We start from the raw sequence: 23,641 nt of genomic DNA on the forward strand, positions 1-23,641 counted from the left end.
CTTGTCATCCCGGCCCCCGAGCCGGGATCCAGAGAACACGGCGGGGGCGCATGCACGCCCAAAACAACAGCAAACTAACAGAAAAGCATGATGCCCATAGCGCCATAACAAAACCAGCATCACGACCAACTGTCACCCCGGCCTCCGAGCCGGGGCCCAGAGAACACAACGAGCACGCATGCACGCCCAAAACAAGCACCAACACCCAGCTCCATAATACACCACTTGCACAAAAAACCCAAAACCACCCGCAAATAAAAAAAGGTTGTTCCCCCTCCACCAATCCGTTATAATCCAGCAAGCTCTTTACAAAATCCATAATATCCGCCCAAACTCACTAACCGCTACGACTCCGCCGCCACCGGCTATGACGTCATCTGCACCTACGACGACGCGGGCAACACCACCACCGACCAGAACGGCTACCAGTACACCTACGACTACGAAAACCGCATTATTCAGATCGAAAAGCCCGATGGCTCCGGCGACTGGGACACTGTCGTAAAATACGCCTATGACGCATTAGGCCAGCGTATAAAGGTCGAAAAGTTCGTCAATGACCAGTCAAATGAGTCCACCCTTTACTACTACAACGACAACTGGCAGGTGCTGGCCGAATACGACGGCAGCGACAACTTCAAGCGGTACAGGAAGGCATTTCTGAAACTGCTTTTGAATTTGCGGCCTGAGATTTTTTCGGCTGGCAAGGCGTGCAAAATTGGCAATAGCCGTAACTATGGGCGATTTTGCACAACGCAGCCAGACGGAAAAAGGGCCGCCGCAAAGCAAAATGAGTTTCAAAATGACTTCCCGGTGTATGGCAACTACATCGACGAGCCTCTAATGACCAGCGACGGCAGCACGGACCTCTACTACGCCCACGACCACCTGTACAGCACCGCCGCCCTGATCGACACCGCAGGCAACGTCGTCGAACGCTGCGAATACAACGCATACGGCAAAGCGACCGTCTACAACGCCGACTACACGCAGAGCTGGGCTGTGTCGCAAAAAGAAAATCCGTACTTGTACACAGGCCGACGCCTGGATATACTGGACGGTGGCTCTTTAAAATTACAATATAGTCGCCACCGCTATTACGACCCCCAAACCGGCCGATTCCTGCAAAAAGACCCGTTGGGGATCGTGCCTGATGCTCTCCCACGAGGTCAAGTTATGCCAAAATTGCAGCTTACGGATGGCGCTAATTTCTATTCATATGTAAATGCAAATCCAGCATACTGTTCAGACCCATTTGGCCTTTTGCGGTATTCTAGTGTCGTTTCAATTATCTAAGTTTAACTTTTGCTGAGTTTTTCTGTTGCGATATGCTACGTATCTATTCAGTGCAGTTTTAAGCTCATGATGGTTTTGATAATTAGTTCCTCGTATTACGAATTCCTTAACATGGGTAAACTGACATTCGATAGGGTTGAGCCATGATGCGTTGGTCGGCGTCCAGATCAGATGAATATTGTTCTCGCGACAGTACCGCAGAACCTTGTCCTTGCGGTGCGGCGAGAAATTGTCCAGTATCAGGTGTATCCGCTGGTTCGCAGGATACTTTTTCCTGGTCAGTTTCAAAACTTCCAAGAACTCCTGATGCCGCTTGCGTGGCCGAACATATCCCCAGAGCTTTTTCTGATGGACATCGTAAAACGCCAGCCAGTGCTGAACGCCGTGTTTGCGGGTATAGGTCGCAGGCAGCCTCTTGGGATGGTCGGTATGACAGTAATTTTGGCCCGGCTGAGGACGAACCTCCAGCGGTCCGAACTCGTCGAATGATATGGTCGGCCCGTTTGAAGCGGGCTGGTTTACGTATCTGCGAATCAGTTTTTTTTAGACTTGAGATCGGGGTCGTTGCACTCTTTCCATGTCTTTGTCCGCCGGAGCTTGACCTTCTTTTCACGCAGGATGGTCCTGAGTGTTTCAATGCTGATCGTAGGAACGATCTTTTCCTGGACAAGATATTCACGCAGCTTTTCCAGCGACCACCGCTTGAAAGGGCAGTCCAGAAGGTCGGGCGGACATTTTGCAGTCTCGGCAATAATGGCCTTGTCGTCTTCGGTAAACTCCGGCGGTCTTCCCGGCCGGGGCTTGGGCTCCAACGCCTTAAGGCCGCGTTGGTTAAAGTCTTTGATGATGGCCCTGACATGGTGCGGCGAATAGTGAACCAGCTCGGCGATAGCAGGAACTTTATAGCCCTGGTTAGAGGCAAGAATGACTTGGCCGCGACGAATCTTGATTCGGCTTTTGCTGCTGCGGAGTATCCGCTGAATTTGCTGGCCTTCACTGGTACTGAGGTCTCTGGCGTACAGACACATAAGAAATCCCTTTCTCTGCTTGTAAGCGTGAAATTATTTCTTCGTGTCATTCTATATAATACCAGATTATGCATGGCGCAAGTCTTAAATCATGGAAAAGTTAAAATTATATTTTGGAAACGGCACTAGCATTGGAGCTCCAAAGGTCGATGGTACATCGTCTATTAGTTTTTATTCCGAGTCTGGTGACGGATGGGTTAAACTACATGTCAATGGAGATGAAAAATTTAAGCTTTCACTGCCTGATGCCGGTGTGTTCAAGGGCCTCTTTGACTACAAATGGCTTACTAAGAGTGCCTCTGGAGAAATTGTCGTGGAAATGTGCGATGGTTCGAAGTATAAGAAGTCATATAAAGCAGAAAAAAAGCATTATGAGAAAAATGGTTTGAAGGCTACTTACGGAGTTATTGAAAATCTAGGACTTCACTTTGTTTCATTAGAAGCCTCTGCTAAATATTTGGCATATGGAAATTACACAGGTAGTTCCAAAATAAAATGGGTGTATGGCGCAGGTGTATGGACTAACAACATCTCTATATTTGGGGACTGGTATTATAATCGAGAAGCTGGAGATGCCAGAGGTTATTTGTATAATGACCGTTCTCCTTTTGGGACAAGTGGAAACACCTCGGACAATTCAAATTATCACTCAGAGATTAAGTCAATGCCAGGCCATTGGGATCCTCCATCCAAACCAAAGTGGGGCGTGATGGCAAAGCTTATACATCCAACACGGGGGAAATGGTTTGTGTCAGGAATTCGTGTAAGTGGTCCAGCTGAATTAAAAGTTTCCGCAAGATTGGGAATAGGAGCTGCTGCTGGCAATGGCGTTGGTATAAAAAGAAAATTTGCTTTTTCACTGCCAGGTTTTCCTATTCAGTAGCTGTAAAAAATAGGAGTTAAAATGACATATAAAGCCATCAAAAACACCACCTTTATTACAGCTGTTTTATCCATCTTCATAGGAGCAATATGGTGGTTTTTATTTCCACCTGCGAGTCGTGGCCTGAAAAACCCGATGACTAGGAAATATACTTTATTGAAATTAATTCGAAGGAATTCAATAAGCAACTTGCCAGAGCATTTCAGTTGTGATGGCAACGCCGATGTGAAATATTATGAGGCTACAGACAAAAACAAATCTACATATCACCTTGTGACAGTTACTTACGATGTTGCAGGATTGGGAGATCGGAGTTATTCATTCGTTTTTGATTCTGAAGGCAAGTGTCTACTTAGGTCGAAGGATAGACCAAGATTTGATAACGGTTCAATGTTTGATATCACCAACGATGGTTATATTGAGAAAGTTTTTATATATAATATAGATGACATGGCTGGAGATTTCGACGATATAAGTGCGATGGACAAAGCCATAAAAGTGTGGCGGCTGAGTGAAAATCCAGAACTTTTGTTGCATATTGAGTTTAAAGATGAGATTGCTCACGAATCTGGTGGCCCATTTGGATATCAGATTATGGCCATTGTCAAAGATCAAAGAGTTGAGCTTGTTAGCCTTGAGTTAAATGAAGTTTTTGCATCATTTTCATGGTCAGCTGAAAAAGAACAGTTTGTTTGCCAAGATTTTCACCCAACAAGTATCTGGCAAGTTCTATGCCCTGTTAGGTGAATTAAGAAACTGATATGGAACGACCTCTGTCAATGCCATAAATGTGCTTTGCGATTATTTTCTCATTTTTGTTTCAAACAACTGGCAAATGCAGGCTGCTTCGACGCTGAATCAGTCTGATATTCGTGGATTAGTCCGCCATGGGCGGCCCAGAGCCAACACGTAAATTCTTCGTTGGCACATCCTGAGCTGAACTAAGAAAACAATGAAAGCCGGACACCCCGAGTTAAATAAAAAGGGTCAGACACCTTTAATATGTTCATAAGTGCTTTATTAACAAGGGCTTACCTGTCTCGCACACCTTGGCCCACGTCAGCAGCCCCATGATTGAAATCCACCGACACACCCCAAACGGTCAATCCCTGGATGAATAACATCCACCACCAAGAACGACCGACCCCGACCATCCCCCGCACCCACCAGCCGCATAATATTAATGAAAAAAGTTCGCCGAGAATGGACCCTCCAAAAAGTACGTCGGAGGCGCGGCTGTTAAATTCTGCGGCGGCTCACCTAACATACACCACTCACCAAAACGACCAACACGAACCAATTATCACTGCAGTTCCCCGGCCACTCCACCAAGAACATCAAGCGCGGTCTCGACATCGCCTGCCGAAATACCGCAATGAGTCACCATCCGAAACCGTCCCGGCCCAAGCGCCAGAAACAGCACCCCCCGCTCAGCCATCTTCGCCACCAGCTCATCCGCCCCGATCTTATCCATCGCCAGATCAAAATACACGATATTCGTCTCAACCGCCTCCGCATCCAGACTGAACATGCCCGTCTCAGCCAGCCCCCGCGCAAGCTCCTTCGCATTGGCGTGGTCCTCACTCAGCCGGTCAACCATATCCTCCAGCGCGACGATCCCCGCAGCCGCCAGCACCCCCGCCTGCCGCATCCCCCCGCCAAGCAGTTTCCGCGCACGCCTGGCCTCATAAACAAAATCCTTCCGCCCGCATACCACCGAACCAACCGGCGCAGAAAGCCCCTTCGACAGACACACACTGACCGAATCGAACGGCTCAGCCAGCTCACGCACATCTATCCCCAGCGCAACCGCGGCATTGTAAACACGCGCTCCATCAAGATGCATCTTCAGGGCGTGCTTGTCCGCGATCTCGCGAACCTCCCAGCAATATTCCGGCCTCAGAACCCGCCCGCCGCACTTGTTCTGAGTATTCTCCAGGCAGATCAGCCGAGTCCGCGGAAAGTGCACATTCTCCGCCCGCACCGCATGCTCGATATCCTCCAGTCTAAGCGTACCGTCCGCCTGATTTGGTATCGTGTGCGGCTGAATCCCCCCTGCCGCCGACATCCCCCCAGCCTCATAAACGAACATATGAGCCTTATCACCCAGTATCACCTCACTGCCCCGCGGACAATGCACCATCGCCGAAACCAGGTTCCCCATCGTCCCGCTCGGCACAAAGATCGCCGCCTCGGTCCCCAGCTTATCCACCGCCAGCCGTTCGAGCTTCTGCACCGTAGGATCATCACCCAGCACATCATCTCCCACAGAAGCATCCCTCATGGCTTCCCGCATCCTTACTGTCGGCTGCGTCACCGTATCGCTGCGAAGGTCTATCACGCCCATAACAATCCTCAAAAAATAAACACAGATCCGAGGACAGTATAGGGACTCTTCCCCCGATTGGCAAGTACACTCACCGGCTTGACCCTGGCACAAAGTAGAAGCTTTTCTGCGACTGTTTTCTTACTCCTACTTTTTATGACGATCATCGATCACGCAAGAAACCCGTCGATCTACAAATATGTCTCTCCGGTCGTGGTGCTCAAGATCATGACCGCCACAGCCGCAGCCAGTATCGCGACCAGCAGCACAGTCTTCCCTCCTATCGCTCTGCAGCGAAGCATAAGGCTCGTTACCCCCTTTGGAAAAGATGTTCTTAAAAACAAACAACTTCGTATTCAGCATAGGTCCCCCCTCTTTGCATACTCTAAGTTACTCATACCATTGTGAATTCAACATCTGCTATATTCATGCAATTTATACGCTCAGTCAATAGGGGCCATCCCGAATCTTACCTGGAGGTTTAGGTTCTGCATTGCATAAGGACAAACAATTACCCCCAGTACAGGCCCACAGCTTGCAATACAGCTAAGAGCATGTAGAATAGGCACTAAGAAAAATCAGCAACTAATGACATTAAGGGAGTTTCGTAATGAAGAGCTTTAGGAAAGAACTATGGTTTGAAACCACCAAACGCAGACAACTCATCAACATCACACCGGACGTAGAGGATTGCCTCGAAAAATCCGGCATCCAGGAGGGCTTCGCACTTGTAAACGCCATGCACATCAGCGCCTCGGTCTTCATCAACGACGACGAATCGGGACTGCACCATGATTTCGAGGTCTGGCTCGAAAAGCTCGCACCCGAAAAACCCTACAGCCAGTACAAGCACAACGGCTTCGAGGACAATGCCGACGCCCATCTCAAACGCACTATCATGGGCAGAGAAGTCGTCGTCGCAATAACAGACGGCAAGCTCGACTTCGGACCATGGGAACAGATTTTCTACGGCGAATTCGACGGCAAACGCAAAAAACGCGTCCTCGTCAAGATGATCGGCGAATAAAACCGACTCAAGTTTTGACGTGTAATTTCAGGACAATGGTGCATTAGTTTCAATCGGAGCCGACTTGGCAGAATTCTTATTCAGTACGGTGATAATATCCCTCTCAGGCGTGATGGCCCCCGGCGCAATGACCGCCGCCACCCTCGCCCACGGCACCAGGCACCGTCACGCCGGAGCCCTGATCACCGCAGGCCATGCCGTCGTCGAACTGCCCCTGATCGCCTTCCTGCTGATCGGCCTGGCCACTTTCCTGCAGAACCCGGCCGTAAAAATCGCCGTCGGCATCGCAGGAGGCGGATTCCTTTGCTATATGGGATACGGCATGCTCAAGGACATGCGCAACGCAGAATTCAAGGCCGGCAGCATGGGCTCGCAAAAACCCTTGACCGCAGGCATAATCCTCTCCGCAACGAATCCCTATTTCCTCATCTGGTGGGCGACCATCGGCGTAAAACTCGCCCTCGAAGCAAAAGAATTCAGCATGCTCGCCCTCGTCCTCTTCGCAACTCTGCACCTGACCTGCGACCTCATCTGGCTCGAGTTCCTCAGCCACGCATCATACCAGGGCAGCAAAATAATGGGCGACAAACTCCAGAAATGGGTACTCGGAATTTGCGGCACCGCCCTGCTCTTCTTCGGCATAAAATTCCTATACGACGCCGCCACTGACCTCATCGGCTGAACTGAAAATCTCTACAGAGCTATCACAGCCGCCTGAATTCGTTGCCCCCCGGCTCATCCTCTTCCCCATCGGCACTATCTTCACCCCCAGTCCTTTCAGCATCCCCGGCACTCCCCTCATCCCCAGCATCATCCTCACTATCGTCCCCCTCGCCTTCCTCTAAATCCCTGGATTCTTCCCCCCGCTCAAGCCTCTCATCCTCAACGTCCTCACCCGGCTCCACGCCCTGCTCGTCCACACCCATCTCATCCGAACGGCCACGCTTCATCTCATCGATGTCCAGCGTCTCAACAGCCTCAACATCCGCACCTTCAACATCACCCTCATCGCCCGCCCCAGAATCTGCATCCTCAACCCCAGCAGCACTCGCACAAAGATCCCCGCCCATAACCTCCTTCAGCGTAAGATTCCGATACGTATCCCGGCACCTCTCAACGACACCGTCAATATTCGTCGGCAGCTCACCCGTCTCCACCTTGAAAGTAGCCTTCTCCGTCGACTCGATGATCTCATCCACACTGATATTCTCAGCATCCGTCGCCAGCACATAACCCTCGACCGGCTCACTCGTCTGGAACAGCAGCCCCCGGGCGGTCAGATGCTTGAGTATCTTACTCACAAAAGCCGCAGGTAGCCGCAGACTCTCACAAACATCCTCAGAACTCACCGGTGAACGGTTACAGAAATACGACCGGTAAATAAACCCCATTATCTTCACGACCGCAAAATCGCTCGCAATGAAATACCCCTCCCGCCGCTGCATCTTCGTGATCTCACTATCGCTCAGGCTCTTCAGATTCTGCGTCGTATACGTCACCTGCAGCCCAAACAGCACGATCAGCCACGTCACATATATCCACAGCACAGTCAGCGGGATCAGCCCCAGCATCCCGTAAACCGCATTGTACGGCACAAGCTCCGTCACATACATTCCAAACGCCCACTTAGCCGCACCCCAGATCAGCGCCGCCACCGCCGCACCCCAAAGCGCGGGCCCAGCCTTGACCTTCGTATTCGGCAGAACGAAATACAAAAAGAAAAATGCGATCGTGCTGATAGCGTACGTAACCAGCGGGCGAATGAATTCCAGAAACCCCTCCGTCTGCCAGTTCTCGAGAACGAGATACCTCGTACTCACATAAAAACCCACACCAAGCAGCAGCGGCGTCAAAGTCAGCAGCGCCCAGTAGTTCACCAGCCTCCGCAGAAAATCCCTCCCCCGCTCCGCGTTCCATATACGATTAAACGCCTTCTCGATCGTAGTCAGCAAACCTATCGCCGCCCATATCACGATCAACGCACTAACCAGCGTGATCGCCCCCGCATTGAGCTCCGATATAAAACCCTGCGTCATCTCATCTATCTTCTGAGTCAGCGCTATCGGCTCCCCGTCTTCGACCTGCGTAGGATACTGTATGCCGCTCAGGTTCACCTGCTCATAAAAGAAGCTCTTCACCCGCGTACCAACGTGTCGGTATGCCGGAAACATCTGAAAAACCATCAACATTACGATCGCCAGCGGAACAATACCGAACAGGGTATGATATGAAAGCGCAGCCGCCTGCTGCCCGGACCGATTCTGCTTGAGCAGCCGCACACACCTCGGCCACAGCCTTGCCTGGAAAACCACAAACTTCCCCAGCTTGCCAAGCTCCTCCGAGGGCCTGTTGAGCAGTTGCCTTATCTGTCGAATCGGTTTTTTAAGTTTATCAACCATAGCACGAGCATCCTTACTCTTATATCGGCGACACTGATCCTCTACTTGAACAGGTCCTCGAGGATGCGCCGTCCCTCTTCCTTGAGTATATCCTCCGCATCCTTTTCTTCCTCCTCACCATCCTCGCCTTCTTCTGCTTCCTTCTTATCCCCTCCAAGTGCCTTTCGCAATTCAGCCTTCGCCTTTTCGCTCGCGATTATTCCCAACGCCTTGTCGACATTGAGCTGCGGACTGTCTATCGTCCCGCTAAGCGGCAAAGGAATACGGATATCCGGTTCCTCTCCCACCTTAACTGTCTCAAAATCAGCCGTATAAGGCAAAACTATCGTCATATCCAGCGTCTTGTCCAGCCCGATCTTGCCCCCGAAGTTAAGAGGATTGTCCCCAAGATTCACCTGCATATTATCATAAGCCAGCACGCCGTTTTGCAGCGTAAAATCCGTCGGCATCACCTCGATCTTGCCGTTGACACCCTTCGCCAGCCGACTTATCTGACCAAGCAATCCCGTCGCCCGCATATCAACTTCGCTCATTGCGACCGTACCGGCAATATTGATATCATTCTCCCTGCCCCCGCCCAACGGCAGAACTATCTGCTCAGCCTTGAAGTCCGCAATACCGGAAATATTCGCCTGATTCGCGAACAAAGGATTCACGAACTTCAGCATCTCCGCACTCATCTCATCATTGATGTTGACCTTATCAACGATCTGTATCGGTTCCGGCGTCCGCAGTTCCTTATCTTTCTTCGTCAGATCGATCACACCGGCAAACCTCAACATTCCGTCATTGACTGGTGTTTCGAAAGGCTCGATATTCATTATCCCGTTTTGAATGTCGAGATTTACGTCCGTCTTACCGAAATTCATCCCCATCATCGACGCATTATCAAAACCGAAATTCGCCTTACCCGTCAGATTTTCGAATATGTTCGACTCCTCAGACTCATCCATCGCATACCTGGTCGAGAAATTGATATTGCTCTGACGTTTCCCGGACATTTTCATCGGCACGGGCAGAAAAGGCTGGATCAAAGGCGTTATCTGCTCAAGATCGTACGCCGCAACAAATTCACCCTCAAGCTGCTTTTGGCCGTTCTTGACGGACTGACTGACCCTGCCCTTGTCGATGTCGATATATCTGCTCTCGACGTCAACCTCGAGCTCATTGACCGTCTTCTGCTCCGGCTCGAGAACAGCCTTGAAAGTCACGTTCACCGAAGGATCCTCGAACTTCTCCTCCTGACCCTCCTTCTGAACGAACAGATCGGCAACAGTCGTCTTACTGCTCGAAACCGTCACCAGTTTTTCCGTACCAGTCATCTTGATCTCACTGTCAGCATTGCCCCGCAGGATCATATCGGCCGGGATCATATCGAACGCCTTCGCAAAAACCGCAAGCTCAGCCAGATTCGCCTTTGCATTGACCGACGCATCCAGACCCTCATAACCCTCGCCCACCGGCAAAGTCGAATCCCGCATAGTAACAACAGCTATCTGAGGGTCGGTCTCGAGCTGCATCGATTTTACCGTCAGCTTCTGCGCTTCGGCATCCTTGACGATATCGTAAGCAATTTTCAAGTTGGTAGGTTCCGTCCGCAACGGCCCCTGCTGCTCAGCTTGTTCGGCCCCTTGCTCCGACTCCCCCTGATCGTCCTTCGCCGCCGCGGTCTTGGTAAGAACAAGACCCTCCACTGTCGTATTACCCTTCGTGCTGAATATCTTTTCGCCCATCTGAGCGTTTCCGCTGGCCTGCAGCTTACCCGAAAACTCATACGGACCGGGCTCCATAAACTGCGTCGCAAAATCCTGCGTCGCAGCCAGATCCGCGTTAGCCGTGTAATCTATAGACTCCGCCGTCCCGGTAAGCTTTGCCTGCGCAAAACTTGACTGCAGATCGAAACTGTTGATTATAACCTTGTCTTCGCTCGTAGAAACATCCGCCTTCAGCGTCACCGGCTCAGCAAGCTCGGTCTTTTTACCCTGAACGACCTGACTGAAATTGGCCAAACGAGCGTCCGCAAGCAGTTGTGAGATCTGTCCGTCGGCGATCTGCGTTTTCAGCTCGGCATTGAGCTCTCCATCAGCCTGCATATCCTTGCCCGCAAGCGCAAACAGCGGACGAAGCGAGGAAAGATCGAGATCCTTGACATTGACGTTGAACGTCCCCTCGGTCCCCTCCTTGAACCGCCACCCCTGTTTATCAGGCGTCACGCTCCCGTCCGCACTCACCTGCCCCGAATCGTTACCATTGTCCGCAACAGCCAGCGACAACGAAAAAGTTGACTTACGACCGGGCTTGTTCAGGTCGACCTTCGAAGCGATGTTCTTGAACAGAAGAGTGGACATCTGCCCGTCTTCCTCCTGCAGATTGATCTTCACCAGACCTTCCCGCATATCCAGCTTGAACTTCTCCAGCTCCATCACATCCCCGCCGGGCCCCGCCGACTCTTCATCCTCTTCTTCGGTCCCGGCCTGAAATATCTCATCCGCCTGCTTCCGTGACACGGTCATCTCGACTTCAGGCCTATCTATCACGGTATCATCGACCGCGATCCTTCCTGACATCAGTGCCATCAACTTAGGTTTCGCCGAAACGCGCGCAACGCGTACGGAGGTCCGCTCCTCGGGATTGTCAAACGTCAGGTCGGTCGCCTCCACCCCCTTCCACCATCCGAATGAAAGATCGCCTATGCTCACCTCACCATCGATGCTGTTGTTAACCTTTCCGACTATCATCGAGGTCCCCCCCTCTGATGACACATATGACGGCACAGCGAAAACGACCAGAAGCACCAGCAGCAGCAAAACTACCGCTATCGAAGTGATCCAGACTGTCTTCTTCCTGCTCTTACCCTTTTTCTTCGGCTGATTTTCTTTCGTCTTAGCTTCTTTAGTCATGGTTGAGCCTCCCCTAAAAAATAAACGAGCCCACGGATACTGTTCTTCACACATCAATTCATACGCAGAACAATGTGCTTGCAGTATCGGCAGGCTCATTTTAACTTGGCAAAAAGCTGTGTTTTGTTACCGCTTCTATTGTTCCATAATTTCTTCTGACTTGGCCTTAACTACGCTGTCGACCTCCTCAGTGTATTTTTTAGTAATTTCATCAACCTCTTTTTTGCCCCTGTCACGATCATCTTCTGTAATATCCTTGCTCTTCTCTTCGTCATCGAGCTGCTTGTTGGCATCCCGGCGGATATTTCGAATACTGATCTTTGTCTGCTCGCCCATCTGTTTTACCTGCTGGACAAGCTGCTCGCGCCTCTCTCCGCTCAGCGGAGGAATGCTCAGCCTCACAACCTTGCCGTCCGCGATCGGCGGCAAACCGAGATCGCTGACCTTGATCGCTTTTTCTATATCCTTCAGGCTGCCCGGATCGAAGGGCTTGATGACGATTGAGGTCGCATCCGGCGTAGAAATGGTCGCAAGCTGATTCAGAGGTGTCGGGCTGCCGTAGTAGTCCACTCGCACATGTTCGACCAGGCCGGTCGAGGCCCTGCCCGTCCTGACACCCTTTAGCTCAGTATGCAGGAAATCGATACTTTTCTTCATGCTGTCTTCATGTTCGGCAAGAATATTCTGTACTGGCATTCGTTATATCTCCGAAATATAGTAGCATTTTTTTACAAGCTGTTTCAAAACTGCTTATAGCAACAGGTAATTTTCAGCAGTTGCAATACTACAAAATTAACTAATTTGGACCGTCTGTCAACCCATAACCGTACCGATTCTTTCTCCCTTGAGCACCTTGGTGATGTTTCCTTCCTGGAATATGTTTAGAACCACAACCGGAATATTGTTGTCCCTGCACAGACTCACCGCCGACGGATCCATGACCTTGAGCCCCTTCTGGAGCACCTCAGTATAGCTTACTTCTTCCAAAAGCTTGGCATCCGGGTTCTTCATCGGATCGTCAGTATACACACCGTCAACCTTGGTCGCCTTGATAAGCAGATCAGCCTGCAGCTCCGCCGCCCGCAGCGCCGCACACGTATCGGTCGAGAAGAACGGATTACCCGTCCCGCCGGCCAGTATCACAACTCTGCCCTCTTCAAAATGCTTCAGACAGCGCCTGCGAATGAAAGGCTCGCATATTGCCGACACCTCGATCGCGCTGAGTACCCGCGTAGGCTGACCGATCGATTCCAGCGTCTCCTGCAACGCCGCAGCATTCATCACCGTTGCCAGCATACCCATATAATCAGCCGTATGCCGCGGAATATGGCTCTTTTCCGAAAAAGCTTCACCCCGAAGGAAGTTGCCTCCACCCACTACTACCGCGATCTCCACTCCCAGCTTTGAAAGTGCAGCAATCCTCGCAGCGATGCGTTCAACATATTCACCGTTGATACCAAACTCGCCGGGCTTGCAGAAGGTCTCACCGGAGAGTTTGAGCAGCAGTCTTTTGTACTTGATCTCTGACATACCTATGACCTGAAATTCTGTACAAGCTGACCTGATCATGAAAAGATTCTGGCCGCGTCAGCTATATCGGCCGAAAAATGCACAAAAAAAGGGCATCGGAAACTTTCGCAACCGATGCCCGTAAAGGCCTGTTTAGCCGATTTCAAATCGGATAAAGCGGGTTATTTTAGCCTCACCGCCTGCGGCTTTTGCCGCCTCGCTGACAGCCTCGGAAACAGTCTTGCTGTCGTCCTTAACGAAAGGCTGGTCCACAAGGCAGTTCTCCTTGAAGAACTTGTTCATCTTGCCGTCGACGATCTTGTCGATGATGTTGGCTGGCTTGTTCTGTACTTCCTCAGCCGCTGCTGCTCTCTCGCGTTCGATGGTCTCTGCATCTATGGAATCGCGGTCAACCGCTACAGGATTGATAGCTGAAACGTGCATCGCAGCGTCGCGTGCAACATCTTCAACAGCCTTGGCGGTCTCGTCATTGCTTGTCTCGACAACGACCATAGCACCGATCTTGTTGTTGAAGTGCGTATACGTGCCGATAGTGCCCGGCTTTTCGAGGCTGATGCGGATAAAATCAACAACTTCCGTCTTTTCACCCGTCTTGCTCACGCATTCCGTGATCAGCTCAGAGAACTTCTTGCCGTCAACTTCACTCTCGACGATGGTCTCTGCGCCTTCAACGCCGTCTACAGTAAGAAGAACGCTGCTCATCTTTTCAGCGAGACTCTTGAAATCTTCGCTCTTTGCAACGAAGTCGGTCTCACAGCAAAGCGTACCCATAGCAACCGTCTTGCCGTCATCGCTTGCCTGAGTCAGAACGATACCTTCAGAGGTTTCGCGTCCTGCTCTTTTGGCCATAGTCTTAAGACCCTTCTTGCGAAGCTCTTCCAGCGCCTTATCCAGGTCGCCGTCAGCCTCTTTCAGGGCCTTCTTACAGTCCATCATGCCTTGTCCGCTCATTTTGCGGAGTTTCATTACTTGAGAAGCGGATATTTCTGCCATTGGTCAGACTCCCGTTTATCTTTTGTTCATGTTATCTAAATTGTCACCTGATGCTGCCGGTCGATCCCGGCTTAGCCTTCCTGCTTTTCCTCAGCACCCTTTTCTTCTTCCTTAGGGGCTTCCTCGGTCTTTGCAGGTTCCTGCGCCTCTGCAGGCTCTACAGCCGGTGCGGGCTTTGCTTCTGGGGCTTCCGCGGGCTGCTCTGCTGGCTTTTCTGCAGGCTTAGCTGCCGGTTCCGCTGTCGCGGTCCCTGCCTCTGCAGGCTGTTCCTGCTCAGCAGTCGCGCTCGCCAGAGCACGCCTCTTGGACTTACCGCGAGCTTCGTCGGTATCCTTGGGCTTGACAACGGTCTTGCCGAGCTTGACAGCCTCACCCAGTTCACGGATCAGTATTTCGATAGCCTTGATCGAGTCGTCGTTCGCAGGAATCGCAACATCTACAGCATCAGGGTCCGAATCCGTATCGATAATACCGATCGTCGCGATACCGAGCTTTTCAGCTTCGCGAAGTGCCAGATGCTCTTTCTTGGCATCTACAACGACCATCGCGCCTGGCATGCGGTTCATTTCGCGAACGCCGCCCAGGTTCGTGCGGATCTTGCGAAGTTCACGCTTCAGGCGTGATGCCTGCTTTTTACTCTCAGAAGCGATCTCGCCGGTCTTTTCAAGAGTTTCGAGCTCATCGAGCCTTTTGAGCCTGGAACGGATGGTCTTGAAGTTGGTCAGCATACCGCCGAGCCAGCGTTCATCGACATAGTGCATGCCGCAATCTTCAGCGACTTCCGCGACGATCTGCTTGGCCTGACGCTTGGTGCCTACGAATACGACGTCCTTGCCTGAAGACACAACATCCACCAGCAGTCTTTTACCGAGGATAAGGCCTTTGAGGGTTTCTTTGACGTCGATGATATGGATCTTGCTCCGCTTGCCGTAAATGAAAGGTTTCATTTTCGGGTTCCAGCGGCTTACGCCATGTCCGAAGTGTACGCCCGCACTTATAAGGTCGCGAGCCAGTTCTTTATTCACAGAACTTACCTCCAATTGTTAGAAAAAGTAACATTTTTTCGTCGGCCCGCCACTCGGCAGGCACACTCTTTCCGTCTATCCGGACGGATAATCGAGGTAGGATACTGTAAGGAACCGCAAAGTGTCAAGGGTAATTAGGCGAAATATCGGCTTATTTCGCGGTTTATTGGGTGTTCAAAACTAAGCAAAACTGAACAAAAGTGGGTACTAACGCGTCGAAGTTGGGTCAAAAGTGGAACTTTTTATGACCTCTGCTGCGGTGCTGAACGGGTTGGGCTCGCCTCCCTGCCATTCACTACCCAGCCGCTCCAGTTCCGGCAATGCCTCTTGGGCCCCCATATCGGACAGCAATTTCGCCGCCGCGATCTTGTCGCCGAAGCTGCCGTTTTGCAGAATTTCAACCAGACCATCTATATCTTTTGACTGCAGCATTTCCTCCAGCCGACCGTTTTCCGAATCAACCGAATCTTCATAACCCACTTCTGTTTCCGCCTCCTTCAATCTGGCCGAAGGCATAAAGTCATACTTGAGGGATACCCCGCCGGCCGAATCGAGACTCGGTGCAGGCTCGGTATCCCAAACGAACCGCGTCGCGAGCTGGTGACCTATCAGCAGAGCAAGCACACACGCCGCCAGACCTGCGGTTGCGGGGCTCAAAATAGCCCTTTTCGCCCTTTTGTGAAACCGCTCCCTGGGTCGCAGACGTATGGCCGCGGGCTCGAACCGCTCCAGCATTTCGCTGCGCAGGGCCTCTTTGTGCTTCGCCCGGCCGGACGGCTCATCGCTTATCTTATCGAACAGCTCATTCAATTGTGATTCGCGGTCGTTCATACTCTCATTTTTGTTCCATTTGTGATTCCAGCTTCTTCTGCAGCTTTTTCAGGCTGCGATGCAGGGTCACCCGCACCGTCGACGCCCGGACGCCGACTATCTCGGCGATCTCGTCGAATGACATTTTCTCGAAAAATCTCAGCATTATTATGGATTGCTGCCTTGTTTTCAGCGATTTCAGCGCCTTTTGCACCTGCCGCCATTGCGGATAGGTGCTGTCTTCGCTGAGCTGTTCATCGTCTGCGTTTTCCGCCAGCAGCCGCAGGTGCCGATTGCGTCTGGCGGTCTTGCGGTAGTACGAATTGACCTCGTTTACCGCGATCGTGTATATCCACTTGCGAAAATCGGTCTCTCCATCGCCCTGAAAATGCTTTATCGACTTCGCGACCGAAACCCAGACAGCCGAGCAGATATCCTCCGCAACAGTCCTTGAACCGACCCGGTAGACGCAAAAGCGGAAAATCCGGTCGTAATAGCGGTCGTAAAGATGCGCGAGCGCGGACGGCTCGCGACAGGCAAGCTGAACGCACGCGTTCATGTCACTGCCGGTCATCTCACGAGTCAGCTTTATATCTGCGTTGGAAAGCATCTGCAGCAATCATCCTCTAATCGGTTCACCATCCGCAAACAACAATGCGCAAGCCGGGCATTTGTTACGAAAAATTTTCATAAAAAACTCCGCACCGCCAAAGACCGCCCAAAAGTGCATAAAGCGTCCTGTGAGCACATTTTCTGTCTAGGGCCCGTAAAACAAAAAAATCCACCGCCAGGCCATTAAAAAAACCGCCCAGCGATGGATCCATTATATCATGCAACAGCACCCAGCAAAAGAAAATCAATAAATATCCGCAGTCTCCAAATACCCCGCAATCTCGCCAGGCTGAACATCTACCGCAACAATCCGCCCATCCGGCCCGATGATTACTGTGTACGGCAGACCACTGCTGTCATAATCGAATGCGATTTTGGAACGATTATTCGGCGTCCTGCCATAAATACCTGGAAGGGTGCAGTCCTTTATCATTTTTTCTCGCATGTACTGCCAGGGAACAAGCTCCGCCGCGACATTGATAATCTGAACATCATTACGAGCACTAATTCCCTCGAGAGCGGGCTTAAGGGTAGCCATTTTTTCCGGCTGATCAATGTTCAAGTAGGGATTCGTGAATGTAAGAACCACATGCTTACCATAGTAGTCACTTGATCTGATCAAACCGGACTTTTTCAGGGCAGGGACTTCAAAATATGGAGCCTTCTGTCCGGGTTCAAGCGGCGCCGGACGGCAGTGCAGGGTTCCAATGTCAATGGGGGTGTCTAGCTCTTCTATTGATTCGTATTCCGGCACTTCGATGATGGCGGAAGCTTTCATGAATTCGTTGCCGTAGTCCGGAACGTACCTGTCAAAAGTACTATCTGCCCAAGGTTCTGCAGAAAATGTCAAGCGATAACGGCCGGGCAAAAAGTTTGGCTGCTGAAATATTCCATCTTCGTTCAGCTTTATGACTGAATAGTTTCTATCAAAAGCGTAATGCCGCTCAATTCTGGTACGCCACTCTTTTCCTTCTTGCGAACTAATGAAACTACCGAACCATTTCATAGTATCAAGAAAACTCATTGATTCGACGCCTGTCGGCACAGGGATTTCATCTGATGGAATTGCATCTGCGGTAAAGACCTGCTCTATGTTCAGACTACCTCTACCAGTTTCGTAACCAAAGGGATCGCCATTTACATCCAGTACCTGGCCTTTAATCGTAAAGCCAGTTCCGCCGAGAACAACCTCATGCGTTTTGCCCGCTTCAACATCGACTTCAACTCTAGGCTCAACCAGTATACGCGCTTTACCCGCAAAAAGACCATCAAATTCAAACTGCCCATCCTCATCAGTTGTTGCAGAATACCGCAAGTTAAGAAAATCCTCCCTGGGAACAATACTGTATGGATAATCCACCCCAATGTTTTTCTTAGCTGCTGGCTTTGCCCCCTCATAGTAAGAGCCTCTAATCCTTGCATACGGTCTTAGCGTAATAATGTCACCATGCCCGCCATTTGGCAGTTCCCTAGAATGCAGGTGCGCATAACCGGAGTCGTGAACTATTACGATTTCATAGTCGCCTTCTACAGGATCAAAGTGAAACTGTCCGTCACTGTCAGTGACTATATTTGGATGATATCTCAAGCGACTCTCATTAAACTCATTATTTATCATGTAAAGAGCTGACTGGAGCAGGATGGCTCGGACCCCTGCCACTGGTTCACCATCCATATTTAGCACCTGACAATCAATCCCGGAATCCGCTACCATTTCAAATACAAGTTCAACGTCCTGTTCACCGAGGGTGACTTCTCTCGAGGTCAACGGCTTGCAACCTTCAGCTAGTACCGTAATTTTGAAGCTTTCGCCTTCGGTGAATTTTGTTTCGAAACAGCCATCGGATGATCGCACATCTTCCGAACTGTGAATCGAATGGCCTTGATGTCTGCGAATAGAAAAATTCCTAATCGGTTGCCCGGTCTGCCAGTTCACCACTTTGCCGTGGACTCTTATTTGTGGGTGAATGACAAACTCGTACCCATTTTCAGAAGGTGTAATGCCTTCTATCTCCCGCTTCAAATAACCATCAGCTTCTACTATGAGTTCTATCTGATCCGGAGGTGCATCTTTCCACGCGAACCTGCCAGTGGCATCTGTCTTGGTTTTCCAGTCCAGGCTTTGCAGGTCATGATACCATTCATTTCGCCATTTACCCGCACTTACCTTTGCTTCCGAGATGGGATTGCCATCCGGGTCTACAACTCGGCCGTGAATAGTATTGCCCGGCTTCAGAACAAACTTTACTTCGGCATTGGGCTTTTTAAAACTAACTTTTTTAAGGTCAGGTGCATAACCGTCCGCTGAAACTGTCACAAATTGCATTCGCTCCGACTTACGAATTTCTATGTCATCAAATTTGAATCGGCCACTTTGATCCGTATACATTCGATGCTTACGGTCTCTGTTAAAATAATAGGCACCTAATTGAACTCGTGCATTCGGAATTGGACTGCCGTTTTCATTTACTACAAGACCGCTTAGAGTATATTTGTCCTCCAAATCCATTTTGTATTCTCGGTTACGCAGCGCTGCAAAATCCTGGGCAACGGTAGTACCTCGCTCAGAAGTCTGATAGTTGGAATGCTTCAATGTAAACTCGATCAATTGCAGCTCAGCCGGTACACCGCTAAATTCCCATTTTCCATTGCTGTTAGATTTAACCTCTTCGTATACATCGATTTCGGGACTGTCTAAATGTTCCTCATGATTGATTTCAACTGTAACGTGTACATTGGCAATCGGCTCATCTCTTTCATTTAGAATTATCCCGCCTATAGTGCTAGCCGGTTCCATTTCGTACACGACCTCTAATGGTTCGACGCCAGGTGAGTTTTCTTCAGTCAAACAGAACAGCATTCGCACAAAGCCATTTTTACGCGCCCAGACCTTTAGAACCTCATCTTCATCTCGCTTCCAGCGAAGGTCACATCGGCCGTCCGAATTCGTCCAGGCGGCTGACCCAGAAGCTTCGACCCAGACAGTAGCCTTTTCCAGAGGCAGGCCGGTTTGTTTTTCTGTTACGAGGACTCGGACGAGGCGGCCTTTTTGGGGGTTGGTGATTTTGTTTTCGGTCGCGTCCTTATTACTCTCTGATTTGGCGGTGGTTGTATCATCTCTAGCTGATTTGTTGACGGTCTCATCTGACAGGCTGTTGGGCTGGGGTTCTGGTTGCTTTTTTTGCAGTTTTTCTGCTGCTGCTGCGAAGGGGTTTGGGCTGTCGCCGGTGTAGTTTTGGGCGGCTTTTTGCAGGGGTTTTATTGCTTTGTCGCTGCCGAGGTCTGCGAGGTAGGCGGCGGAGGCGGTTTTTGCGTCTTCGCTGCCGGTTTCTAGTAGGTCGATCAGGCCATCGACGTCGTGGTTGGCGTAGAATCGGGCTGCGAGTTCGAGCTGGTCCTCGCCAGCGTCGGGCTGGTCTTTTGCTGCGATGTCTTTTTCCGGCGTATCTTCGGGCCGGGCCCCGGCGGCGTCGGTGGTGCGGGTCGGCGGGTCGGTTGCGATGTTCTGACGATCCGCGGTTTCGTTGTTTGCAAGCAGGTTTACGGCGGTGAGTACGGCTGCTATGAAGATAGCGGCGGCTGCGTATTTTGTGATCGGGCTTGTCATTATCTGCCTCCAGACCTTACGAAAACCTCTCGGGGCGGGCGCGGAGGCGAACTCGGCGAGCATCCGGCTGCGAAGCTCGGAGCTGAACGCCTGGCGCGGCTGATCGTCGAGTTCGAGCCGGGCTATGCGATCTTCAAATTTTCGCTCGGGCGTCTTCATCGATCTTCCCCGTAGTGGTTTTCGAGTATTCGGTTGAGTTTTTTCAGACTTCGGTGCAGCATCACGCGTACGGTTGCTGTCCGTTTGCCCACGATGGCGGCGATCTCTTCGAAGGACATATCCTCAAAGAACCGCAGCGTGACAATGGTCTGGCAGATAGGCTTTAGTTGACATATGGCTGAGTGAACGGCTGAAAAGTCCTGCTCAACGGCTGGTTCGTCGGCTGTGTCCGGTGCTGTCTGGGCGACGATCTTCAGTCGCCGTTTTGAACTGTTTTTCTTTCTAAAATACGTATTGACCTGGTTGATGGCGATGGCGTAGAGCCAGCGGCGGAACTCGGTTTCGGTGGTGCCATCGAAGGTGCGTATCTGTCGGGCGACCGCGAGCCAGGCCGTGGAAGCGATGTCCTCGGCGGCGGTTCGGCAGTTGACCCGGTGCATGCAGAACCGGTAGATCGGACGATGATAGCGGTCGTACAGCCGCCCAAGCGCCGGCGCATCCGTGCGGGCCTGCTGTACTACGCTGTCAAAATCGTGTTCGATTTTCGTCTCTGTCTGCATGCGGTTTTCGATTTTCAGTGCTTCGTTCTAAGCCATTGCATCAACCATTGTCGGTATACAGATCGCGATGGAGGGCAAAACGTTACAAATTATGCCGGAAAATCATAAAAAAATCGAGCCCGTACTATGACGGAGCTCGATTTTGGACTCGGCAACTGATTTAACTTTACATTTTCGCTCAGTCGCTGGCGTTTTCTTTTGTCTTTTGGAGCACTTGGAGGTCGAAGGGTTTTGTGGCTTCGCCGGCGTAGAGTGAGACGTGGGGGAACGGGATCTCGATGTCTTTTTCGTCGAATGCGAGCTTGATGCGGCGGTTGAATTCCCGGCCGGTCTTCCACTGCAGGATGGGCTTGGTCTTTATGCGGCCCTTGATCATGACGGCACTGTCGCCGAAGCTGTCGACGCCGAAAATTTCCTCTTCACCGATCATTGCGGGGCCGAATTCGGGGTCCTCACGCATTTCGGCGCAGACCTGCTTGATGACCTCGGTGACGCGGTCGGTGTTTTCCTTATATGCGACGCCGATGTTGAAGACGTGGGCGGACCATTCGTTTGTCATGTTGGCGAGGGTGTTTATGGTGCCGTTGGGGAATACGTGCACAACGCCCGAGAGGTCGCGGAGGACGGTGGTGCGGAAGTTGATCTGTTCGACCAGGCCGCCGGTGCCGTTGATAATTGCGACGTCGCCGACGCGGATCTGGTTTTCGAGGATGATGAAAAAGCCGCTGATGACGTCACGGACGAGGTTCTGTGCACCGAAACCTACGGCCAGGCCCAGGATACCGGCACCGGCAAGGATGGGGCCTATCTCGACATTAAGTTCGCCGAGCACTATGACCAGGGCGACAACCCAGACGGCAATATAGACGCCTCGCTTGATGAGCTTTATGAGCGTTCCGATGCGTTTGGCGGATTCGCTGGGCGGTTCGCCCTCTACCTCGTTTTTCTTGATCAGGCGATTTTCGAGCCGATCGAGCAGCTTTGAGAATATCAGTTGAGCGATCAGGGCCAGTATAACCGTAACGAGAATTCCGCCTGCAGCTTCTAGAACTGCCTGGAGGTCGAATGCTTCTTTGATCTTTTCCCAAAATGCCATAGTTGTCTCCTTCGTAAAAACCGATGGTTAAATCAGCGATCCGCCCGTATTTTTCGGGCCCGATTCTCCTATAATAACGCAAGGGTTTGCCGTTATTAAGGTTAATTTTTCGGCTTATAGACAAGATTTTTCGGTTTTTTGGCAGAAGAGGGGCATTTTGAGTGTTGAGGTTTGCAGAACTGTGGTAAAGGCTTATAATCTGCCGGCGAAAGTTTTTGACAGGGAAAGATCATGAAAAAACGGATTTTTATCAGTGCATGCGAGCCGAGTGCGGAGCTGCACTGCGCGAATTTGATAGATACGGTTAACGCGAAGGTCGCTGCGAACGAGAACGCCTACGATCACGTCACGGAGATCGAGTGGGTCGGGCTGGGCGGTGAGAAGATGAGCAGCGCGGGCTGCGAGCTGATCGAGAACACGGTCAGCCGGGCCGCGATGATATACAACGTGTTCGGACAGATCGGGTGGTACTGGAAGCTGATCGGCCGGGTCAAGCGGTATTTCAAGGAGAACAAGGTCGACCTGTGCATCGTGTGCGATTCGCCCGCGTTCAATTTTCACATTGCGCGGGCGGCGAAGAAGGCAGGCACGAAGGTGATGTTCTATGTCGCGCCGCAGTTGTGGGCATGGGCGCCGTGGCGGATCGGCAAGCTGCGGAGGCTGTGCGATAAGCTGGCGTGCATACTGCCGTTCGAGAAGGACTGGTTCGCGGCGCGCGGCGTGGATGCGGAGTTCGTGGGCAACCCGCTGCTCGATGAGCTGGATGGGAATATCCGCGAGGCGTACAAGAATTACTTCGACTATGAGCCGGGGACCGCGAATGTGGCGTTGCTGCCGGGGTCGCGGGATGCGGAGATCGAGACGCTTTGGCCGGCGATGCAGGACGTAGGGCTGATGCTGCGTGAGAAGTGGCCGGGCGTGCGGTTTACGACAGCGGCGGTGAGCGAGGAAAAGCTGGCGGCGCTCAAGGAGATGCAGTTCGAGGAATTCGAGTGCGAGTACGTGATCGACGATGTGCCGGGATTGGCGAGGCGGAGCGATATGGCGATGGTGGCGAGCGGGTCGGCTACGCTGCAGGTCGCGGCGGCGGGGTGTCCGATGGTGATCATGTATCAGTCGAACCCGTGGATGTGGCATTTGATCGGGCGGTGGCTGATACGTACGAGGCACCTGTCGCTGGTGAATATACTCGCCAAGCGCGAGGCCGCGCCGGAATACATGCCGTACTTTCGCGATATCGAGCCGATATACGAGCGGTGCGTGGGGCTGCTGTCGTCGAAGAGCCGGCTGAACCGCATGAGCTCGGACATGATCGGAATAGCAGAGCCGATGGCGAAAACACACACCGCCAGCAGGGTCGCTGAGCTGGCGATCGAGATGCTGCAGTAAG

Annotated in this window: 20 protein-coding genes; 6 read left to right on the forward strand and 14 right to left on the reverse strand. The window is 51.6% G+C overall.

The window, feature by feature from the left end; genetic code table 11:
• Nucleotides 1-606: 606 nt before the first annotated feature.
• Entirely contained in the window at nt 607-1,296 is a 690-nt protein-coding gene (locus tag STSP2_RS16305; RefSeq protein WP_169853293.1) for an RHS repeat domain-containing protein, read from the forward strand.
• Here STSP2_RS16305 and STSP2_RS18175 read toward each other — a convergent pair.
• Both STSP2_RS18175 and STSP2_RS16315 read right to left on the reverse strand, forming a co-directional pair.
• Complete coding sequence (locus tag STSP2_RS18175) at nt 1,285-1,833, reverse strand: transposase (RefSeq protein WP_146664106.1); 549 nt, start codon at nt 1,831-1,833, stop codon at nt 1,285-1,287. The two genes, STSP2_RS16305 and STSP2_RS18175, sit on opposite strands and share 12 nt — an antisense overlap.
• Complete coding sequence (locus STSP2_RS16315; RefSeq protein WP_146663780.1) at nt 1,830-2,324, reverse strand: helix-turn-helix domain-containing protein; 495 nt, start codon at nt 2,322-2,324, stop codon at nt 1,830-1,832. The genes STSP2_RS18175 and STSP2_RS16315 overlap by 4 nt, the downstream gene beginning before the upstream one ends.
• Before the next feature lie 91 nt (nt 2,325-2,415).
• On the opposite strand from STSP2_RS16315, the gene STSP2_RS16320 reads away from it, so the two are divergent.
• Nucleotides 2,416-3,207, forward strand: coding sequence for a hypothetical protein (locus tag STSP2_RS16320; protein WP_146663781.1), 792 nt, complete (start codon nt 2,416-2,418; stop codon nt 3,205-3,207).
• Between the two features lie 21 nt (nt 3,208-3,228).
• A complete protein-coding gene (locus tag STSP2_RS16325) occupies nt 3,229-3,954 on the forward strand; it encodes a hypothetical protein (protein WP_146663782.1) in 726 nt (241 codons plus the stop codon).
• Between the two features lie 556 nt (nt 3,955-4,510).
• Here STSP2_RS16325 and ltaE read toward each other — a convergent pair.
• Nucleotides 4,511-5,554, reverse strand: a complete 1,044-nt coding sequence (gene ltaE / locus STSP2_RS16330) for a low-specificity L-threonine aldolase (protein ID WP_146663783.1) — start codon at nt 5,552-5,554, stop codon at nt 4,511-4,513.
• A 589-nt stretch (nt 5,555-6,143) separates the two neighbouring features.
• On the opposite strand from ltaE, the gene STSP2_RS16335 reads away from it, so the two are divergent.
• Nucleotides 6,144-6,560 (forward strand): secondary thiamine-phosphate synthase enzyme YjbQ, encoded by a 417-nt coding sequence (locus STSP2_RS16335; RefSeq protein ID WP_146663784.1) that lies wholly within the window; start codon nt 6,144-6,146, stop codon nt 6,558-6,560.
• Between the two features lie 64 nt (nt 6,561-6,624).
• Nucleotides 6,625-7,242: a LysE family transporter gene (locus tag STSP2_RS16340; protein WP_146663785.1), complete on the forward strand. Its 618-nt coding sequence runs from the start codon at nt 6,625-6,627 to the stop codon at nt 7,240-7,242.
• Between the two features lie 22 nt (nt 7,243-7,264).
• Here the strand turns inward: STSP2_RS16340 and STSP2_RS16345 are convergent, their stop codons facing one another.
• The 11 genes from STSP2_RS16345 to STSP2_RS16395 all read right to left on the reverse strand — a co-directional run bounded on the left by STSP2_RS16345 (nt 7,265) and on the right by STSP2_RS16395 (nt 22,251).
• Nucleotides 7,265-8,959 (reverse strand): YhjD/YihY/BrkB family envelope integrity protein, encoded by a 1,695-nt coding sequence (locus tag STSP2_RS16345; protein ID WP_146663786.1) that lies wholly within the window; start codon nt 8,957-8,959, stop codon nt 7,265-7,267.
• A 41-nt stretch (nt 8,960-9,000) separates the two neighbouring features.
• Nucleotides 9,001-11,859 (reverse strand): hypothetical protein, encoded by a 2,859-nt coding sequence (locus STSP2_RS16350; protein WP_169853294.1) that lies wholly within the window; start codon nt 11,857-11,859, stop codon nt 9,001-9,003.
• Nucleotides 11,860-11,994: 135 nt separating this feature from the next.
• The gene (gene frr / locus STSP2_RS16355; RefSeq protein ID WP_146663788.1) at nt 11,995-12,555 is read right to left on the reverse strand and encodes a ribosome recycling factor; all 561 of its coding nucleotides are present in this window, start codon (nt 12,553-12,555) and stop codon (nt 11,995-11,997) included.
• A gap of 117 nt (nt 12,556-12,672) precedes the next feature.
• Entirely contained in the window at nt 12,673-13,389 is a 717-nt protein-coding gene (pyrH, locus tag STSP2_RS16360; protein ID WP_146663789.1) for a UMP kinase, read from the reverse strand.
• 132 nt (nt 13,390-13,521) lie between these two features.
• Nucleotides 13,522-14,382: a translation elongation factor Ts gene (gene tsf, locus STSP2_RS16365; protein WP_146663790.1), complete on the reverse strand. Its 861-nt coding sequence runs from the start codon at nt 14,380-14,382 to the stop codon at nt 13,522-13,524.
• Between the two features lie 71 nt (nt 14,383-14,453).
• Entirely contained in the window at nt 14,454-15,407 is a 954-nt protein-coding gene (gene rpsB / locus STSP2_RS16370; protein WP_146663791.1) for a 30S ribosomal protein S2, read from the reverse strand.
• Between the two features lie 207 nt (nt 15,408-15,614).
• Nucleotides 15,615-16,238 carry a hypothetical protein gene (locus tag STSP2_RS16375; RefSeq protein WP_146663792.1) on the reverse strand — a complete coding sequence of 208 codons (624 nt, stop codon included), beginning with the start codon at nt 16,236-16,238 and terminating at the stop codon, nt 15,615-15,617.
• 4 nt (nt 16,239-16,242) lie between these two features.
• Nucleotides 16,243-16,827, reverse strand: a complete 585-nt coding sequence (locus STSP2_RS16380) for an RNA polymerase sigma factor (RefSeq protein WP_146663793.1) — start codon at nt 16,825-16,827, stop codon at nt 16,243-16,245.
• A gap of 246 nt (nt 16,828-17,073) precedes the next feature.
• On the reverse strand, nt 17,074-20,595 hold the full coding sequence (locus STSP2_RS16385) for a carboxypeptidase regulatory-like domain-containing protein (protein ID WP_146663794.1): 3,522 nt from the start codon (nt 20,593-20,595) through the stop codon (nt 17,074-17,076).
• Nucleotides 20,592-21,155 carry an RNA polymerase sigma factor gene (locus STSP2_RS16390; RefSeq protein WP_146663795.1) on the reverse strand — a complete coding sequence of 188 codons (564 nt, stop codon included), beginning with the start codon at nt 21,153-21,155 and terminating at the stop codon, nt 20,592-20,594. The genes STSP2_RS16385 and STSP2_RS16390 overlap by 4 nt, the downstream gene beginning before the upstream one ends.
• Before the next feature lie 178 nt (nt 21,156-21,333).
• Complete coding sequence (locus tag STSP2_RS16395) at nt 21,334-22,251, reverse strand: mechanosensitive ion channel family protein (RefSeq protein WP_146663796.1); 918 nt, start codon at nt 22,249-22,251, stop codon at nt 21,334-21,336.
• 231 nt (nt 22,252-22,482) lie between these two features.
• On the opposite strand from STSP2_RS16395, the gene lpxB reads away from it, so the two are divergent.
• Entirely contained in the window at nt 22,483-23,640 is a 1,158-nt protein-coding gene (lpxB, locus tag STSP2_RS16400) for a lipid-A-disaccharide synthase (protein WP_146663797.1), read from the forward strand.
• Nucleotide 23,641 lies beyond the last annotated feature (1 nt).

Source organism: Anaerohalosphaera lusitana (assembly GCF_002007645.1).
Taxonomy (GTDB): Bacteria; Planctomycetota; Phycisphaerae; order Sedimentisphaerales; family Anaerohalosphaeraceae; genus Anaerohalosphaera; species Anaerohalosphaera lusitana.

Bases quoted from the DNA above. Each gene is read 5' to 3' on its own strand.
- STSP2_RS16315 (WP_146663780.1), bottom strand. From the start codon at position 2,324: ATGTGTCTGTACGCCAGAGACCTCAGTACCAGTGAAGGCCAGCAAATT.
- STSP2_RS16320 (WP_146663781.1), top strand. From the start codon at position 2,416: ATGGAAAAGTTAAAATTATATTTTGGAAACGGCACTAGCATTGGAGCT.
- STSP2_RS16325 (WP_146663782.1), top strand. From the start codon at position 3,229: ATGACATATAAAGCCATCAAAAACACCACCTTTATTACAGCTGTTTTA.
- ltaE (WP_146663783.1), bottom strand. From the start codon at position 5,554: ATGGGCGTGATAGACCTTCGCAGCGATACGGTGACGCAGCCGACAGTA.
- STSP2_RS16335 (WP_146663784.1), top strand. From the start codon at position 6,144: ATGAAGAGCTTTAGGAAAGAACTATGGTTTGAAACCACCAAACGCAGA.
- STSP2_RS16345 (WP_146663786.1), bottom strand. From the start codon at position 8,959: ATGGTTGATAAACTTAAAAAACCGATTCGACAGATAAGGCAACTGCTC.
- STSP2_RS16350 (WP_169853294.1), bottom strand. From the start codon at position 11,859: ATGACTAAAGAAGCTAAGACGAAAGAAAATCAGCCGAAGAAAAAGGGT.
- frr (WP_146663788.1), bottom strand. From the start codon at position 12,555: ATGCCAGTACAGAATATTCTTGCCGAACATGAAGACAGCATGAAGAAA.
- pyrH (WP_146663789.1), bottom strand. From the start codon at position 13,389: ATGTCAGAGATCAAGTACAAAAGACTGCTGCTCAAACTCTCCGGTGAG.
- tsf (WP_146663790.1), bottom strand. From the start codon at position 14,382: ATGGCAGAAATATCCGCTTCTCAAGTAATGAAACTCCGCAAAATGAGC.
- STSP2_RS16375 (WP_146663792.1), bottom strand. From the start codon at position 16,238: ATGAACGACCGCGAATCACAATTGAATGAGCTGTTCGATAAGATAAGC.
- STSP2_RS16380 (WP_146663793.1), bottom strand. From the start codon at position 16,827: ATGCTTTCCAACGCAGATATAAAGCTGACTCGTGAGATGACCGGCAGT.
- STSP2_RS16385 (WP_146663794.1), bottom strand. From the start codon at position 20,595: ATGAAGACGCCCGAGCGAAAATTTGAAGATCGCATAGCCCGGCTCGAA.
- STSP2_RS16390 (WP_146663795.1), bottom strand. From the start codon at position 21,155: ATGCAGACAGAGACGAAAATCGAACACGATTTTGACAGCGTAGTACAG.
- STSP2_RS16395 (WP_146663796.1), bottom strand. From the start codon at position 22,251: ATGGCATTTTGGGAAAAGATCAAAGAAGCATTCGACCTCCAGGCAGTT.
- lpxB (WP_146663797.1), top strand. From the start codon at position 22,483: ATGAAAAAACGGATTTTTATCAGTGCATGCGAGCCGAGTGCGGAGCTG.